Genomic DNA, 17,880 nt, shown 5'->3' on the forward strand with positions numbered 1-17,880 from the left:
GACGAGGATGGCCGTGGGCGACCCCCTGTACACCGTCACCACCATGCCGACGCGACGCCGGCCCGACCGGCCGTTCGACCCGCCGGCCGAACTGCTCGAAGCCCGCCGCCACGGCCCCATCAGCCGCTATGTCTTCCCCGGCGGCGTCGACGGATGGCTGGTCACCGGATACGACCTCATCCGGTCGGTGCTGGCCGACCCCCGGTTCAGCTCGCGCTGGGAGCTCCTGCGCCACCCGACCGTCGACCACGGGGACGTCGAACTCGAACCGGCGCCCCCGGGCGAGTTCCTCTTCATGGACGAACCACGCCACGGCCGCTACCGCAAGCCGCTCATGGGCAAGTTCACCGTGCGGCGCATGCGGCTGCTGACCCGACGCATCGAGGAAATCACCGCCGAACACCTCGACGCCATGGAACTGGCCGGAGGGCCCACCGACCTGGTGACCGCCTACGCCAAACCCATCCCCGCCGTCACCATCTGCGAACTGCTGGGCGTCCCGCACGAGGAGCGCGCCACCTTCCAGAAACAGGTCGACGCCTTCCGGGACCTGGAGTCCGACCGCGACGACCTCATAGCGGCCTACCACGCGACCCGCGCCCACCTCGCCGCGCTGGTGGCCGCCAAACGCGCCCACCCCACCGACGACGTGCTCAGCGAACTCACCGACGGGGACCTCACCGACGAGGAACTGGTCGGGATGTCCCTCTTCCTGCTCGCGGCCGGACTCGACACCACCATGCACATGATCGGTCTCGGCACCTTCGCGCTGCTGCGCCACCCCGAACAGCTCGCCGCGCTGCGCGCCGACCCCGCTCTCGCCGACCGGGCCGTGGAGGAGCTGCTGCGCTACCTGAGCGTCGGCAAGACCTTCATGCGGACGGCACTGCGGGACGTGGAACTCGGCGGGCACACCGTCAAGGCCGGCACCTCGCTGATCCTGAGCTACAACACGGCCAACCGCGACCCCGAGCGCTTCACCGACCCCCACCGGCTCGACCTGCACCGCCGGGAGGGCGCGCACATCGCCTTCGGACACGGCATCCACCAGTGCCTGGGCCAGCAACTGGCCCGCGTCCAGATGAAGGTGGCGTTCCCGGCCCTGGTCAACCGCTTCCCGACGCTGCGCCTCGCCGTACCCGCCGAGGAGATCGCCCTGCGCCCCGAAGCGGAGATCGCGGACGTCTACGGCGTGAAGAGCCTGCCCGTCACCTGGGACGCGTAGACGCGTAACTGTGGCGAACGTGGATGCCGTCCGGCCCCCGCCACGGCAGATTGTGACCGATCCGTTGCCCCTCCGTGCACCAGTGAGGAACGTGGCCATGAGTGATCAGACACTGACTCAAGCACCGCGCCGGTACAAGTCGCCGCAACAGGACAGTGCCCGCTGGGACGACTTCCCGCTGCGCGAGGGCGACATCGTCGTCAGCAGTCCGGCCAAGGCCGGTACGACATGGGTGCAGATGATCTGTGCGCTGCTCGTGTTCCAGACCCCGGAACTCCCCAAGCCGCTGTCGGCACTGTCGCCGTGGCTGGACCAGCTCTTCACGCCGCAGGACCAGATGTACGCGCAGCTCGCCGAGCAGGAGCACCGGCGCGTCATCAAGACGCACGTCCCGCTCGACGGACTGCCCCTCGACCCGCGCGTCAGCTACCTCGTCGTCAACCGGCACCCCCTGGACCGGGCCCTGTCCATGTACCACCAGGTCGCCAACGTCCGCGCCGAGTGGCTGCGCGCCTTCAACAGCGACCAGGACTTTGAGAAGTACTCCGGGCGGGCCCGCGAGTACCTGCTGAACTGGTGTCGCGCCGGCGAGTCCGACGGCTGGGAGCAGGACGTGGCCGCGGCCGAACTCCACCACCCGCTCGACGCCTGGAACCGGCGTGACGAGCCGAACGTACGGCTGCTGCACTACGACGACCTGTGCGCCGACCTGGAGGGCCAGATGTCGGCGCTGGCCGAGTGGCTGGGCATCACCGTGGACCCGGCCGTCTGGCCGGAGCTGGTGCGGGCGGCGACCTTCGACGAGATGAAAAGCCGCGCGGAGCACCTGGCGCCGGACAAGGAGATCCTCGCGGACCCCGCGGAGTTCTTCCGCTCGGGACGCTCCGGCGGCGCCCGCGGCGTCCTGACCGACGCCGACCTCGACGCCTACCACGAGCGCGTCGGTGCCCTCGCCCCGAAGCCGTTCCTCGACTGGCTGCACGGCGGAGCGGCGGGCGCCCGCCCGTGACGCCTGCCCGGCGGCCCGCCGACGCGGCACTTCGCCGCCCACACCACGACTCGAAGGAGACCTCGCTGTGACACCGTCCGCGCCACCGCAGCCCGCCACCGCCGCCCGGCTCGCCACCGCCCCCGCCGACGCCCTCGACGTCCGCCGCGTCTCCGGCGCCCTCGGGGCCGAGGTCCGCGGCATCGACCTCGACGACCTCACCGACGCGCAGTTCGACCGGATCCACGAGCTGATGCTCGAACACCTCGTGCTGTTCTTTCCGGACCAGGAGAAGCTGACCCCCGCCGGGCACGTGGCGTTCGGCCGGCGTTTCGGCGAGGTGGAGGTCCACCCCTTCCTGCCCAAGTTGGCGGACCACCCCGAGATCACGGTGATCGAACCCGACAAGGGCGGCAAGGCCGACGAGTGGCACATCGACGTCAGCTTCAGCCCCAGCCCGCCGATCGCGTCGATCCTGCACCTGATCGACACCCCCTCCGCGGGCGGCGACACCATGTGGAGCAACCAGTACCGGGCGTACGAGACGCTCTCCGAGCCGTTCCGGGAGATGCTCGAAGGGCTCACCGCGGTCCACGTCCTGAAGATCCCGCCGGTCGTCGAGATGTCCGCCGAGCACCCCGTCGTCCGCGTCCACCCGGTGACCGGACGCAAGTCGCTCTACGTCACCCGGATGTGGACCTCGCACATCCCGCAGCTCACTCGGCAGGAGAGCGACACCGTCCTGCAGCACCTGTTCGAGCACTCCGAGCAGCCGGCCTTCACCCTCCGGCACCGCTGGGACCCGCACACCGTGGCCCTGTGGGACAACCGCGTCACCCAGCACATCGCCATCAACGACTACCAGGAGCACCGCCGCGGCCAGCGCGTCACGGTCAACGGCGACGTGCCCACCAGCAACACCCCCCGCCGGCCCGAGTACCGGCGCAACGGTGACGAGCGGTACTACCCGCGCCGCATCAACGCCAAGGTCGGCTACTGAGCCGGTCCCGCACCCCGCGGAGGACGTCCCACGCAGGAAAGACGGAGGAAGACGTGCGCGGAACCCAGCAAACGGCCGGCCGGGCACCCGGGCCGCCGCCGCAGCGAGCAGCCGCCGGGGCCCCGGGACTGGCCGGTGTGGGCACCGCCGTACCGCCCGTCTCGTACACCCAGCGGGAGGTACTCGACACCTTCGGCATCACCGACCGGCGCATCCGCTCCGTCTTCCTCGGCGGCAACATCGAGCGCCGCAACCTCACCCTGCCCCCGACCGGCCCTGACGGGACCCCTCTTGAGGAGTCCCAGGGCGACCTGCTGCGCAAGCACACCGAGACCGGGCTGCGGATGGGCCGGGAGGCGGTCGAACGCTGCCTGGCGGACGCCGGCGCGGAACTCGCCGACGTCCGCTACCTGTGCTGCGTCACCTCCACCGGACTGCTCACGCCCGGCCTCTCCGCGCTCCTCATCCGGGACCTCGGCATCCATCCGTCCTGCCAGCGCCTGGACGTCGTCGGCATGGGCTGCAACGCCGGGCTCAACGCGCTCAACGCCGTCGCGGGCTGGGCCGGCGGCCACCCCGGCGAACTCGCCCTGACGGTCTGCGTGGAGGCATGCTCCGCCGCCTACGTCTTCGACGGCACCATGCGCTCCTCGGTGGTCAACAGCCTGTTCGGGGACGGCGCGGCGGCCGTCGCCGTCCGAGCCCGGGAACACCCCGGCGACGAGGCGCCGCCCGGCCCCGAACTGCTGAGGTTCGCCAGCCACATCATCCCCGAGGCCGTCTCCGCGATGCGCTACGACTGGGACGACGCGCAGGGCAAGTTCAGCTTCTACCTCGACGCCGACGTGCCCTACGTCGTCGGCGCGCACGCCGAGACGGCGGTCTCCCGCCTCCTGGACGGCACCGGACTGGGCACCGGGGACATCGACCACTGGGTGGTGCACTCCGGCGGCAAGAAGGTCATCGACGCGATCCGGGTGAACCTCGAACTGTCCCGGCACGACGTGCGGCACACCACCGGAGTGCTGCGCGACCACGGCAACCTCTCCAGCGGATCGTTCCTGTTCTCCTACGAGCGGCTGCGCGACGAGAAGGCCGCCGTCCCCGGCGACCTCGGAGTCCTGATGACGATGGGACCGGGCTCGACCATCGAGACGGCCCTGGTGCGCTGGTGAGGAAAGGAGCTGGTACGACCATGAAGACCGGATCCGACCGGACGGGGCTGCCCGGGGAACTGGGCCTCCTGGCCCGGCTGGACGGCGGCAGCCCGCTGCCCGAACTGACCGCCGCGCTGGACGCGGTCTGCGAACAGGCCGGGGACCGGGGCGAACGGACGGTCGTGGTCCTGCGGTTCACCCCGGCACCCCACCAGCCGCGCGAGTGGCCCGGCGGCGTCTCGATCCAGGAGGTCAAGCGCTGGGAGCGGGCCGTGCGCCGCCTGGAACGGCTCGACCACGTCAACATCGCCGTCGCCGAGGGGACGTGCGGCGGCCCGGTCCTCGACCTGCTGCTGGCCGCGGACTACCGGATCGCGGGGCCCGACCTGCGCCTGCTGCTGCCCGTCAACGAGGGGCACTTCTGGCCCGGCATGACCCTGTACCGGCTCGTGCAGCACATCGGGCTGGCCCGCGCCCGCCGCATCGTGCTCTGGGACTCCGCCATCGAACTCGGCGACGCCACGGAACTCGGCATCGTCGACCAGGTCAGCGAGGACCTCACCGAGGCCGTCCACACCGCGGCCGTCCTGCGCGGCCGGCTCTCCGACCGGGAGACCCGCATCCGCCGGCGGCTCCTGGAGGAGGCCGCCTCCGCCGAGTACGAGGACGCGCTCGGCATCCACCTGGCCGCCTGCGACCGCGAGTTGCGACGCCTGTCCGGCCACGGCCCGGAACCGACGGAGGTGCCGCAGTGACCACCCGGCCCGCCGCTCCGGCCGCCTCCGCCGGACCCACCGCCCCTGTCCTGCTCACCGGCCGTTTCGACGACGACGCACGGCATCTCGCCGAACAGGCCGCGGCAGCCGAACGGATCCTCGCGGCGCTGCCCCCGGTCCCGGGGAGGTCCCGGGACGAGCGGATCCGCGCCGTGACCGCGCACGCGGAGGTCCGCGCCGTCCGGCGGGACTTCCTCGCCAGGCACACCGACACCGTCTACGGGCTGCTCACCGACGGACTGACCCGGTGCCCGCGCCTGCCGGACCTCGTGGACGCCGCTGCCGACCTGGTGCCCGGCCTGGTGCCCACCCGTGCGCAGATGGCCGCCGAACTCCGCTTCGTCCAGGCGGAGAAGGAGGGCCGCGAGATCGACCAGGGCCGGTTCTGCGGCGCCGTGCTGCGCTCGCCCACCGCCGGCCGGCACCTCGTGGAGACGATGCTCGGACCCACCCCGCGCGCCCTGGAACTCCTGGACCGCTTCCGCGCCGAGGGCCGCGTCGAACTGGACGCCGTCCACGTCGAACGCCGCGGCGCCACCGCCTACGTCGAGTTCCGCAACCCGGGCCGGCTCAACGCCGAGAACGCCCGGCTCGTCGCCGACCTCGACACCGCCGTCGACCTCGTCCTGCTCGACGACACGGTCCGCGTCGGCGTCCTGCGCGGCGGCACCACCGACCACCCCGCCCACCGGGGGCGGCGCGTCTTCAGCGCCGGCATCGATCTCACCGACCTGCGCGACGGCCGGATCCCGCTGGTCGGCTTCCTCCTGGCCCGGGAACTCGGCTACGTCAACAAGCTGCTCCACGGCCTGCTGACCGACCCGGCCCCCGGCGCCGGCAGCGAACGGTACGTCACCAAACCGTGGATCGGGGCCGTCGACACCTTCGCCATCGGCGGCGGCATGCAACTCCTGCTCACCCTCGACCACGTCGTCGCCGAAGAGGGCGCCTACGTCAGCCTGCCCGCCGCCGAGGAGGGCATCGTCCCCGGCGCGGGCAACCTCCGGCTCACCCGGCAGACCGGAGCCCGCCTCGCCCGGCAGGTCGTGCTCGGCGGACGCCGGATCGCCGCCACCGACCCCGAGGCCGCCGCGGTCTACGACGAGGTCGTCCCCGCCGACCGCATGGACGAGGCGGTCGAACGCGCCGCGGCGGCCCTCGCCGCCCCCGCCGTCGCCGCCAACCGGCGGATGCTCGCCCTCGCCGAGGAACCCCTCGACCACTTCCGCACCTACCTCGCCGAGTTCGCCTTCGCCCAGGCGGACCGCGCCTACGCCCCGGACGTCCTCGACAAGGTCGAACGCCGCTGGCAGGAGCGCGAGCGGCGGCGCGCCGCACAGGGGAGCCGGACATGACCGCCGCCCCCGACTTGAGCGCGGCGGACCTGCACGGGTCCCTCCAGGACCCGGTGCTCGGCGCCATCGGCTTCCTCAACGAGGTGATGGACCGCCACCCCGACGCCATCTCCTTCGCCCCAGGCGCCCCGCACCCCGACTTCGTCCAGGGCCTCGACCTGCGCACCTTGACCGACCGCTTCCTCACCCACCTGCGCACCGACCGCGGCCTCGACCCCTCCCGCGCCGAACGCGTGCTCTACGAGTACGGACCCGCGCAGGGACTCATCAACGACCTCGTGACCGAGGCCCTCCGCACCGACCAGGGCATCCACGCCGCACCCGACGACGTCGTGATCACCGTCGGCGCCCAGGAGGCCATGCTCCTCACCCTGCGGGCCCTGTACCGGGACGCCGCCGCCGACGTGCTCGCCGTGGCCGACCCGTGCTTCCCGGGCATCGTCGGCGTCGCACGACTCCTCGGCATCCCTGTCACCGACGTCCGCGAGGACGCCGCCGGACTCGACGTGGAGCACCTCGCCGCCCGCTGCCGGCAGGCCCGGTCCGAAGGGCGCCGCGTCCGCGCCTGCTACGTCGCCCCCGACTTCTCCAACCCCGGCGGCGCCCGCATGCCCCTCGACGCCCGGCACGCACTGCTCGACCTGGCGGAACGCGAGGACCTGCTGCTCGTCGAGGACAACGCCTACGCCTTCACCGCCCCCGAGGACGACGCCCTGCCCGGCCTCAAGGCCCTCGACACCCGGCGGCGCGTCGTCCACCTGGGCACGTTCGCCAAGGTCGGGTTCCCCGGGGCCCGCGTCGGCTACGCCGTCGCCGACCAGCGCGTCGGACGGGCCGGCGGCACCCGGTCCCTCGCCCGGGAGCTCGCCGACCTCAAGACGATGGTCACCGTCAACACCTCGCCCCTGTCCCAGGCCGTCGTCGGCGGCCTCCTGCTGGAACACGGGCGCTCCCTGCGGGCCCTGGCCCGGCGCAAGGCCGACCGCTACCGGTCCAACCTCGCCCACCTCACCGCCGCCCTGGAACGGCACCTGACCGACGACGCGCCGCCGGGCGTCTCCTGGCACCGCCCGGCCGGCGGCTTCTTCGCCCGCGTCGACCTGTCCGTCCCCGCCGACCTCGCCCTCCTGGAGGTCTCGGCGGACCGGTACGGCGTGCTGTGGACGCCGATGCGGCAGTTCTCCCTCACCGACCGCGGCGACCGGCAGATCCGGCTGTCGTGCAGCTACCTGGAGCCCGACCGGATCGAGACCGGCGTGCGGCGCCTCGCGGCCTTCCTCAGAGAGGAGGCCGCGGGATGACGAGAAGACACCGCACGCGGGCCGCCACCCCCCGACGCCCCACGAAAGGCCCCCGCCGATGCGCCTGAACAGCTACGACGACTTCACCCCGCTGAAGGAGGTCGTCCTCGGCGCGGCGGACGGCTACCTCGACCGGGTGCGCGACATGTCGTTCGACATGTTCATCAGCGACAACCTCTCCGGAGCCCGCGGCTACTACCCCTCCCTCTCCACCTGGCGCGACGGCGAGGAACGCCGCGACCGCAACACCCCCCACCGCCTGGCGCAGAAGGAGCGCTTCCTCGGCGAACTCGTCGAGGACGTCGAAGGACTCGCGGCGCAGCTCACCGCGCTCGGCGTCACGGTGCACCGGCCCCTGTCGCCCGCCCGGGAGACGACCCGGGTCGCCACCCCCGCCTTCGAGGCCGCCGTCACACCGCCGCTGAACCTCCGCGACAACACCCTGATCCTGGGCGACGAGATCATCGAGACCCCGCCCATGCTGCACGACCGCTACTTCGAGACCCAGTTCCTCAAGCCGGTCTTCCTGGAGTACTTCCGCGGCGGCGCCCGCTGGACGACCATGCCGCGCCCGCTGATGACCGACCACTCCTTCGACCCCGCCAACGTCGCCCACGCCGCACCGAACATCGAAGTCCCCCTCGACCCGCAGGAGTCGCCGTACGACGTGGGCATCGAACCGTTGATCGACGGAGCCAACTGCCTGCGGCTGGGCCGCGACCTGATCGTCAACGTCTCCAACGCCAACCACGCCCTCGCGCTCGACTGGCTGACGCGCCACCTCGACGGACGGTTCCGCGTGCACCGCATGGACCGGCTGACCCAGAGCCACATCGACTCCGTCGTGGTCCCGCTGCGCCCCGGCACCCTGCTGCTGCGCGACCCGGGCGTCGTGGACTACCTGCCCGAGGCCCTGCGCGGCTGGGACGTCGTGGTCCCGCCGCCGCCGGGCGTCGACGACTACCCGCAGTACGAGAACGACGACCCGATCCCCGCCAGCCCCTACATCGACCTGAACGTCCTCTCCGTCGACGAGGACACCGTTCTGGTCAACGACGCCTGCAAGACCCTCGTGGCCACGCTGGAGCAGCACGGGTTCACCGTCGTCCCCGTCCGCCACCGCCATCGGCGCCTGTTCGGCGGGGGCTTCCACTGCTTCACCCTCGACACGGTGCGCACCGGCGGCGCCGAGGACTACCTGGCCTGAACGTCCCGCGCCGACCGCACGCCGACTCACCGACAGCAGGAGCGTCCCGATGCATGAAACAGCACCCGACCCGGTCGCCGGGCGGCAGCCGGCACCCGCCGGGCCGGAGGACGCCGTCGCGGCCCTCGCCCACGCCTGCGCGGCGGACCTGGCCTCGGACCCGGCCTCCGTGCGGCTCGCCGCGCGGCTGAAGGTCGCCTCGGTGCTCCTGGGCAGGGCCTGTGCGGCCCCCGAGGTCTCCTGGCGCGATCTGGTGCGCCACGTGGGCACCGACGACGGACGAAGTGAGGCGGAGGAGGCCTGGGCGAACGCGTCGGCCGCGGCCGACGCGACCGCCGAACGCCTCGGAGGGTACGAGCTGCGCGCGCTGCGGCTGATGACGGACGACCCGGACCTGCCGCACACCCGGCACGGGCTCCTGACGCCGGAGGAGACCGAGGCCGTCGTCGCACGCGGCGCCGGACCGCTGCGGCCGCTGCCGGGCCGCCGCTTCCACGAACTCTTCGAGGAACGCGTCCTGCGCCACCCCGACGCCGTGGCCGTCGTGCACGGGACCACCACGCGCACGTACCGCGAACTCAACGACGACGCCAACCGGATCGCCGAGGCGCTGCTGCGGGAGGGGCTGGCCCCGGAGGACGTCGTGGCCGTAGTCACCGGACGCCACCCGCTCTGGCCGGCCGCGGTGCTCGCCGTGTTCAAGGCGGGCGGCTGCTACCTGCCGCTGGAGCCGGAGTTCCCCGCCTCCCGCATCGCGAGGACCCTCACCCGCAGCGAGTGCCGCTGGGTGCTCTCCGACCCCGACGTGCCGTCCCTCGACGAGGCCCTGAACGGCCGCGACCCGATCCGCCGGATGACCGTCGGGGACCTCGCCCGCGGCGACGGACCCACGCGGGATCCGGGCGTCGCCGTGGCCGGGGACCACCTGGCGTACGTGTACTTCACGTCGGGGTCCACCGGCGAGCCCAAGGGCGCCATGTGCGAGCACGACGGCTTCCTCAACCACCTCTACGCCAAGATCGAGGACCTCGGCGTCCAGGAGGGCGACACCGTCGGGCAGACCGCCCCGCAGTGCTTCGACATCTCCCTGTGGCAGCTGGTCTCCCCGTTCCTCGTCGGCGGCCGCGTGCTGCTGGTCGAGCAGGAGGCCGTACTGGACGTGGCCCGGTTCGTGGACCTCGTCAACCGGCACGGCGTCCAGGTCCTCCAACTCGTGCCCACCTACCTCGAACTCGTCCTCGCGGAGGCCGCCCGGGGCCGCGCCGACCTGCCGCACCTGCGCGTCATGGCCGTGACCGGCGAGGCGCTCAAGAAGGAACTGGTGCGCCGCTGGTTCGAGCAGTTCCCCGGCGTGCCCCTCGTCAACTGCTACGGCCTCACCGAGGTGAGCGACGACTCCCACCACGGCGTCATGCGCGCCGTGCCGGACCACCGCTCGGTGCCCCTCGGCGACACCATCCGCAACTGCCGCGTCTACGTCATGGACGAACAGCTCCACCTCGTCCCCGACGGCGCCCCGGGCGAGATCGTCATCGCCGGTGTGTGCGTCGGCCGCGGCTACGTCAACGACCCCGACCGCACCGCCGCCGTCTACCACCAGGACCCCCTGCGGCCCGCCGAACGCCTCTACCGCTCAGGGGACTTCGGCCGCCGGCTCCCCTCCGGCGAACTGGAGTACCTGGGCCGGCGCGACGCTCAGGTGAAGATCAGCGGCTTCCGCATCGAGATCGGCGAGATCGAGGACCGGCTGCTCCAGGTCCCCGGCGTCCGCGACGGTGCCGTCGTCGTCGCCGGCACCGACGACGCGCCCCAGCTCGTCGCCTACTACACGGGCGAGGAAGCCCCCGACGGAGCGGGCACCGCACACGCCCTGGGCACCGCCCTGCCCCACTACATGGTTCCGCACCGGCTCCACCGCGTCCGTGAACTCCCCCTGTCCGGCAACGGGAAGATCGACAAGCAGGCCCTCACCGCCCGCGCCCGTGACAACGCGCACGCCCGGGGGAGCGCCGGCACCGGCGCCCCGCGGCTGGACACCCCCGCCGAACGCCGCGTCGCAGCCGTCTGGGCCCGCCTGCTGCACGTGCCGGAAGACCGCATCGGACGCGACAGCCGCTTCACCGACCTCGGCGGCACCTCCCTCACCGCGATCCGCCTGGCCGTCGAACTCGACCGCAGGGTGACCGTCGCCGAACTCCGCGACACCCCCACGGTCGCCGATGTCGCCGCTCTGCTGGACGGCAAGTCCGCTCCCGCCCAGGCGACCGCGCCGGCCGGCCCCGCCCCCGCGACCACCCCGGCCCGCCCCGCCGAGGGCCCGGCGCCGCTGCCGGTCCTCGACTGCCGCACCGCCGACCCCGCCCCCGACTCCGCCGCCCGCGCCACCGCGCACCGCGCCCCGGCGCTCGCCGCCCTCGCCGCCTTTGGCGCCGTCATGCTCCGCGGCGTCGGCGCCCGCACCCCCGCCGACGTCGCGCGCGTCGCGGCCGCGCTCGGCATCGAACCCCTGACGGAACGGGAGGGCTTCGCGCCCCGCACCGCACTCGCCCCAGGCGTGTACTCCGGCAGCCACTGGCCCGCCGAGGACCCGATGTGCATGCACCACGAGCTGAGCCACGCCGCCACCGTCCCCGGCACCCTGCTCTTCGCGTGCCTCACCGCGCCCGACGGCTCAGGCCGCACCACCGTCGCCGACTCCCAGCAGGTACTCGCCGCGCTCCCGTCCGACCTGACCGCCCGCTTCGCCGAGCACGGCTGGCTGCTGCGCCGTGCCTACCACGACGTCGGGCTCTCCTGGCCCGAGGCGTTCGGCAGCACCGACCGCGCGTCGGTGGACGCGTACTGCGCCGAAGCCGCCGTCGAACCGACCTGGCTCGCCGACGGCCGTCTGCTCACCCGCCAGCGCCGCGCCGCGGTGGTGCCCCACCCGCGCACCGGGGCCCCCTGCTGGTTCAACCAGATCGCCTTCCTGAACGGCCTCACCCTCGAACCCGCGATCAGGGAGTACCTCACCGACGTCTACGGACCCGGCGGGCTGCCCTTCGACACCGCCGCGGGCGACGGCGGCCCCGTCACCGCCGGCGCGGTCGAGGAGATCAACGCCGTCTACGACCGGTTCACCGTCGGGGAGCCCTGGCAGGAGGGCGACGTCCTGCTCGTCGACAACATCCGCACCGCCCACGCCCGCGAACCCTACGAGGGCGCCCGGGAGATCGCCGTCGTCCTCGGCGACCCGGTACGGCTGCCCGGCCACGTCCTGCCGCTGAGCGACGGCGGGCCGTCGTGACGCGTCCCGGACCCGCCGTGCGCGACGGCCGGCCCGCACCCGATGCCGTCGGGCCGGCCACCGCCCCGGCGACGTACGCCCAGGAACGCGCCTGGCTGGCCTCCCGGCTGGCCCACGACCCGCCGACCTACTGCGCCGTCGACGAGTTCCCCCTGCACGCGGCGGTGACCGCGAACGACCTCGTGCACGCCCTGCACGTCCTCATGGACCGCCACGAACCCCTGCGCACCGTCCTGCGGACCGTGGACGGACGGCTCCGCCAGGAGGTGCACCCGCGTCCCGAGCCGCGGATCGAACTGGCCGACCTGAGCGCGCACGACCACGTCGCACAGGCCGAGGAACGGCGCTCCCTGCGTGCCCGGCTGGCCCGCACCCCGTTCGACCCCCACCGGGCTCCCCAGTGGCGCGCGGCCGTCCTGAACCTGGGGGAGGGGGCCTGGTCGGTGGTCTTCGCGGCCCACCACACGGTGTACGACACGGCCTCCGGGTTCAACGTCCACGCCGAACTCACCGAACTCTGCGCCGCCGCCGAGGAAGGACGCGAGGCCCGCCTGCCCCGGCTGCCCCTCGGCTACGGCGCGTACGCGCGGCGCGAACGCGAGCGGGCCCGCACCGGCGGCGCCGACGCGGCCGCCGCCCACTGGCGGACCCGGCTGCGCGGGCTGCCCCCCGTGCACACCGTCCCGCTGGACCGGCCGCGCCCGCCCGCCCGCACCTTCCGCGGGGCCGAGGTGCGCGCCGCCCTGCCGGTCGGCGTCACCGCGGCCCTGACCGGTGCCGCCCGGCACCACGGGACCCGCCCCGTCATGCTGTTCCTCGCCGCCTGGACCGCGCTGCTCCACCACCACTCCGGCGCCGCCGACCTCGCCGTCGGCCTGCCCGTCGCCGGCCGTGACGACCCCGCCACCCGCGCCATGGTCGGCACCTTCGTCAACATGCGCGTCCTGCGGGCCGACCTCTCCGGCGACCCCGACGGCACCGAACTGGTCCGCCGCACCACCACCGCCGTCCGCGCCGGGGAGAAGTTCGACATCCCCTTCCAGAGCCTCGTCGAACGCCTCGCCGCGCCACGCCTGCCCGGCGTACCGCCCCTCTACCAGCTCGCCTTCAACCACACCGCCGCCGACGGTCTGGGCCCGCCCGTCTCCTCCTGCGAGGAGGACCTCCTCCTCGACGTCGCCGGCAGCGGCCTGCGCCTCGTCTACGATGCCGCCCTCTTCGACCGCTCCACCGCCGACCTGCTGCTCGCCGACTACCTGCGGTTGCTCGCCGCCCTCCTCGACGCTCCCGGCACCCGCCTCTCCGCGCTGCTGACCGGCCCCGCCCCCCGGCACACCCCCCGCTCCGCGGGCGCCGCGCCGGCCGCACGGTCCGCCCCGGGCGCGCGGACCGCCCCGCGCGACGCGGCCGAGGAACGGGTGGCGGCCGTCTGGCGGACGCTGCTCGGCCCCGACAGCGGCACCGTCGACGTACACGAGGACTTCTTCACCGCGGGCGGCCACTCGCTCCAGGCCCTGCGCCTGCTGGCCCGCCTCGCCCCGGCGCGGGGAAGCGGCCCCACGCTGCGGACCTTCTTCGCAGACCCGACGGTGGCCGGACTCGCCACCGCCCTGAAAAGCACCCCGGACGGGAGGACGGCATGGCGGTGACCGGCCGGATCGACGGCACACCGAGCGACGTGTGGCACGAGGAGGTGCTCGCCGCGCAGTTCGCCCACGAGGCCGAACACCTGCTGCCCCACTACGTCGCCGTCGAGCGGGCCCTGCTGCGCGAGTACCTGAGGATGGGGCTGGTCGACACCGCGGGCGCCGTGGCCCTCGACGCCCGCCTCGGCTCGCTCGACGCCGACGCGATACGCGCCGACCCGCAGCGCAACATGTCCGACATCTCCTTCGCGCTGGAACACCACGTGCAGTCCGGCCCCACCCCGCCCTTCGCCGCCTGGCACGTCGACCGCAGCCGCAACGACGCCCAGGTGTGCGCCCAGCTCATGGCAGCACGCACCGCCTTCACCGCCGTCGCGGCGGACCTCCTGGACCTCGGCCGAGCCGTCACCGCCCTCGCCGCCCGCCACACCGACACCCCCATGCCCGGCTACACCCACGGCCAGGCCGCACAGATCATCACTCCCGCCTACCACCTCGCCGCCCTCGCCGCCGAGACCGGCGCCGCCCTCCGCCGCATGCTGCACACTTACGACGAGACGGACGCCTGCCCGCTGGGATCCGGCGCCATGGCCGGACAGGAACTGCCCTGGGACCGCGACCGGCTCGCCGCCCACCTCGGCTTCGCCCGCGCCCAGCCGCACGCGCTGGTCGGTGTCGCCTCCCGTACCTGGACCACCGGCATGGCCTCGGACCTCGCCGGCTACGCCGCCGTCCTCAGCCGCTTCACCACCGACTTCATGACCTGGGGCGGCAGCGGCTTCGGCTTCCTCGACCTGCCCGACGTCCTCGTCGGCATCTCCGCGGCCATGCCGCAGAAGCGCAACTTCCCCGTACTCGAACGCATCCGCGGACGCTGCGCCCACGTCGTCGGCCGGGCCGCCGACCTCGTCGCCGGGCAGCGCAACACCCCGTACAGCAACACCGTCGAGGTGTCGAAGGAGACCGGCGCCCACCTGCACACCCAGGCCCGGGCCATGCGCTCGCTGCTGCGTCTGACCCACGCCGTCGTCACCGGCACCACCTACCGCACCGACCGGATGCGCGGCGCCTGCGCCGAGGACCACCTCGGCGGCTTCACCCTCGCCAACCGCCTCACCCTGGACTGCGGCATCCCCTGGCGCACCGCCCAGATCGTCGCCGGACGCTACGTCAAGCGCGCCGTCGAGCAGGGCCTGCGCGCCGACCGCCCCGACCCCGACCTGCTGCGGGCCTGCGCCGCCGAATCCGGTCACGAGGCCGAGCCGGCCGCCGAACTGCTCGCCGAGTCCTTCGACATCGACGCGGGACTGCGCGCCAAGCGCTCGGCCGGCTCCGCCCACCCCGACCAGGTCGCGCGGCTCCTCGCCGACGAGTCGCGCGAACTCGACCGGCTCGACGCCGAGTGGTCGCGCAGGACCGCACACCGGACAGCCGCGGCACGTCACCTCGAAACCCCCATCACCGCAGGGGGCCAGACATGACGGGGCTGACGGCGGCCGCCCGCCGGGTCGCCGTGGACATCGCCGAGGGCACCGGCGCCGCCTGCGGCACCTTCGGGGAACTCCTCCAGGGCGTCCTGCCCGACGGCACGGCCTTCCTCGCCACCCTCCCGATCAGCCTCGGCAGCCGCGCCCGGTTCCGCTTCGACCCGCACGGCCCGCTCCACGTCTACCCCGCGCACAAGACCAAGTCGCTCACGCTGGCGAGGGCCATGCTCGACACCCACGGCGACGGCGGCGGGGGCACCCTCCTGCTGGACAGCGACCTGCTCGTCGGCAAGGGCCTCGCCAGCTCCTCCGCCGACCTCGTCGCGACGGCCCGCGGCGTCGGCACCGTACTCGGACTGGACACCTCACCGGCCGCCGTAGAGGACTGGCTGCGCCCCGTCGAACCCACCGACGGGGTCATGCACCCCGGCGTCGTCGTCTTCGAACACCGTGCCGTCCGGCTCCGCGCCCGCCTCGGCGTGCTGCCGCCCGTCACCGTCGTCGCCGTCGACGAGGGCGGACACCTCGACACCGTCGCCCACAACCGGCGCCCCCACCCCGTGCCGCCCGGACTGCGGCACGAGTACGCGCGACTCGTCGACGACCTCGCCCGCGCCGTGCGCGGCGCCGACCTGAGCGCCGTCGGCGCGGTCAGCACCCGCAGTGCCGCCCTCAACCAGCGCCGGCTGCCCAAGCGCAATCTCGACGCCATGACCGCCATCGCCGAACGCGTCGGCGCCCCCGGAGTGGTCTGCACGCACAGCGGCACCATGCTCGGGCTGCTCCTCGACACCACCGCCGACGGGCACCGGGAGAGGCTCGAAGCGGCGCGCGCCGCCTGCTCCGAGCTTCCCGGAACCCTCTCCGTCTACCGCTCGGCCGTCGCGCAGGCGCCGCAGACGCGGTAGCCGGAGAAGGGGCGCCGGATCACACCGGAGCGGGCTCCGCGCTCTTCGTCCAGTGCATGCCGTCCTGCGCGACGACCAGCCCGTCCTTGACGGCCGGATGGTCGTCGTCCGCCTCACCGAAGGCCGCCTGCATCTGGATGCGGTGCCCCTCCCAGTGGACGTCCCGGGACTGCTGACGCAGGTCCTTCTTGCGCTGGTCCCGGTAGTCGTCGGAGGTCAGCGCCGTGTCGTCCGAGGCACCCCCGCCGACCAGCCCGACGAACGCCCCGGCGCCGGGCGCGGAGTCACGGGTGACGCGCCGGGCCTCGTCGAAGTACTGCTGCTCGTCGCGGGTGACGTCGTAGAAACTGACGAGGAAGTCGTGGAAGGTCTGGTACTCCTTGCGGTACCGGGCCTCGTACTCCGCGAAGCACTCCTCTTCCTCCAGGTCGCCGCGGAGCACGCTGTTGACGGAACGCGCGGCCAGCAGCGCGCTGAACGTGGCCATGTGCACGCCGGAGGAGAACAGCGGGTCGATGAAACCGACCGCGTCACCCACCAGCGTCAGGCCCGGCCGCCAGAAGCGGTCGTGCAGGTACGAGTAGTCCTTGCGCACCCGGACCTCGCCGTACGGCCCGCTGGTGACCCGTTCCGCCTCCGACAGGTAGTCGGAGACCAGCGGGCAGTCGGCGATCATCTTGGCCAGTGCCTGGCCGCGGTCGCCCCGGATCCGGTCGGCGCACTCCTTGCGCACCACCGCGCCCACCGAGGTGAGGGTGTCGGACAGCGGGATGTACCAGAACCAGCCCGAGTCGAAGGCGACGCAGGTGATGTTCCCGCTGTTCGGCGCGGGCGGTCGCTTGCCGCCCTCGAAGTAGCCGTAGAGCGCGATGTTCTGGAAGAACTCCGAGTAGCGACGCTCGCCGCCGACGCGTCCCTGCAGCCGGCTCTGGTTGCCGGAGGCGTCGACGACGAACCGCGCGCGCGCCTCCCGCTCGGTGCCGTGCTCGTCCGTGTAGCGCACCCCGGTGACCCGGCCGCCGTCCTCCAGGACGTCGCGGACCGCGCAGCGCTCACGGACCACGACGCCCCTGCGCCGGGCGTTGTCGAGCAGCAACTGGTCGAACTTCATGCGCTCGACCTGGTAGGCGTACGAGGTGGGGCCCGCGAACTTCTCGGAGAGCGCGAAGTCGAAGGTCCACGGTTCGGTGTTGGAGCCCCAGCGGAACGTGCCGCCGTGCTTCTTCACGAACCCGGCACTGTGCAGTTCCTCGGACACGCCGAGGAGCACGCAGATCCCGTGCACCGTGGACGGCAGCAGGGACTCACCGATCTGGTGCCGGGGGAAGCCTTCCTTCTCCAACAGCAGGACACGGTGCCCCTGCATGGCCACGAACGTCGCGGCCGACGACCCGGCGGGGCCGCCTCCGACGACGACCACGTCGAACGACTCCGCCGATTCCGAATCGCCGGTACTGGTCATGGTGGCCCTTCCGCCCGAGGGGAGACCGGCCGACGGGACCGGCCGGCGGCGACCACGGCGCGGTCGTCCGGACGGAATCCTC

At 73.3% G+C, this 17,880-nt stretch carries 13 protein-coding genes; 12 read left to right on the forward strand and 1 reads right to left on the reverse strand.

Features of this window, described 5'->3' with window-relative positions:
* Positions 1-13 precede the first annotated feature (13 nt).
* From AB0P07_RS34730 to AB0P07_RS34785, 12 genes are all read left to right on the forward strand, one after another.
* A complete protein-coding gene (locus tag AB0P07_RS34730; protein WP_365557927.1) occupies positions 14-1,225 on the forward strand; it encodes a cytochrome P450 in 1,212 nt (403 codons plus the stop codon).
* 97 nt (positions 1,226-1,322) lie between these two features.
* Entirely contained in the window at positions 1,323-2,234 is a 912-nt protein-coding gene (locus AB0P07_RS34735) for a sulfotransferase domain-containing protein (RefSeq protein ID WP_365557931.1), read from the forward strand.
* Between the two features lie 67 nt (positions 2,235-2,301).
* On the forward strand, positions 2,302-3,213 hold the full coding sequence (locus AB0P07_RS34740; protein ID WP_365557934.1) for a TauD/TfdA family dioxygenase: 912 nt from the start codon (positions 2,302-2,304) through the stop codon (positions 3,211-3,213).
* A 128-nt stretch (positions 3,214-3,341) separates the two neighbouring features.
* The gene (gene dpgA / locus AB0P07_RS34745; RefSeq protein WP_365557974.1) at positions 3,342-4,388 is read left to right on the forward strand and encodes a 3,5-dihydroxyphenylacetyl-CoA synthase DpgA; all 1,047 of its coding nucleotides are present in this window, start codon (positions 3,342-3,344) and stop codon (positions 4,386-4,388) included.
* 20 nt (positions 4,389-4,408) lie between these two features.
* Positions 4,409-5,125: an enoyl-CoA-hydratase DpgB gene (gene dpgB / locus AB0P07_RS34750; RefSeq protein ID WP_365557936.1), complete on the forward strand. Its 717-nt coding sequence runs from the start codon at positions 4,409-4,411 to the stop codon at positions 5,123-5,125.
* On the forward strand, positions 5,122-6,501 hold the full coding sequence (gene dpgC, locus AB0P07_RS34755; protein ID WP_365557939.1) for a (3,5-dihydroxyphenyl)acetyl-CoA 1,2-dioxygenase DpgC: 1,380 nt from the start codon (positions 5,122-5,124) through the stop codon (positions 6,499-6,501). Before dpgB ends, dpgC begins: the two co-directional genes overlap by 4 nt.
* Positions 6,498-7,802 carry a PLP-dependent aminotransferase family protein gene (locus AB0P07_RS34760; RefSeq protein ID WP_365557941.1) on the forward strand — a complete coding sequence of 435 codons (1,305 nt, stop codon included), beginning with the start codon at positions 6,498-6,500 and terminating at the stop codon, positions 7,800-7,802. The genes dpgC and AB0P07_RS34760 overlap by 4 nt, the downstream gene beginning before the upstream one ends.
* A 58-nt stretch (positions 7,803-7,860) precedes the next feature.
* Positions 7,861-9,009: a glycine amidinotransferase gene (locus AB0P07_RS34765; RefSeq protein ID WP_365557943.1), complete on the forward strand. Its 1,149-nt coding sequence runs from the start codon at positions 7,861-7,863 to the stop codon at positions 9,007-9,009.
* A gap of 49 nt (positions 9,010-9,058) precedes the next feature.
* Positions 9,059-12,295, forward strand: a complete 3,237-nt coding sequence (locus tag AB0P07_RS34770) for an amino acid adenylation domain-containing protein (RefSeq protein ID WP_365557946.1) — start codon at positions 9,059-9,061, stop codon at positions 12,293-12,295.
* Positions 12,292-13,944, forward strand: coding sequence for a condensation domain-containing protein (locus tag AB0P07_RS34775; protein WP_365557949.1), 1,653 nt, complete (start codon positions 12,292-12,294; stop codon positions 13,942-13,944). Before AB0P07_RS34770 ends, AB0P07_RS34775 begins: the two co-directional genes overlap by 4 nt.
* Entirely contained in the window at positions 13,935-15,422 is a 1,488-nt protein-coding gene (locus AB0P07_RS34780; RefSeq protein WP_365557951.1) for a lyase family protein, read from the forward strand. The genes AB0P07_RS34775 and AB0P07_RS34780 overlap by 10 nt, the downstream gene beginning before the upstream one ends.
* On the forward strand, positions 15,419-16,336 hold the full coding sequence (locus AB0P07_RS34785) for a kinase (RefSeq protein WP_365557954.1): 918 nt from the start codon (positions 15,419-15,421) through the stop codon (positions 16,334-16,336). Before AB0P07_RS34780 ends, AB0P07_RS34785 begins: the two co-directional genes overlap by 4 nt.
* Positions 16,337-16,355: 19 nt before the next feature.
* Here the strand turns inward: AB0P07_RS34785 and AB0P07_RS34790 are convergent, their stop codons facing one another.
* Entirely contained in the window at positions 16,356-17,798 is a 1,443-nt protein-coding gene (locus AB0P07_RS34790) for an FAD-dependent oxidoreductase (protein WP_365557955.1), read from the reverse strand.
* Positions 17,799-17,880: the final 82 nt, after the last annotated feature.

It is taken from the genome of Streptomyces sp. NPDC085944 (assembly GCF_040686295.1).
GTDB classification, from domain to species: Bacteria; Actinomycetota; Actinomycetes; order Streptomycetales; family Streptomycetaceae; genus Streptomyces; species Streptomyces salinarius.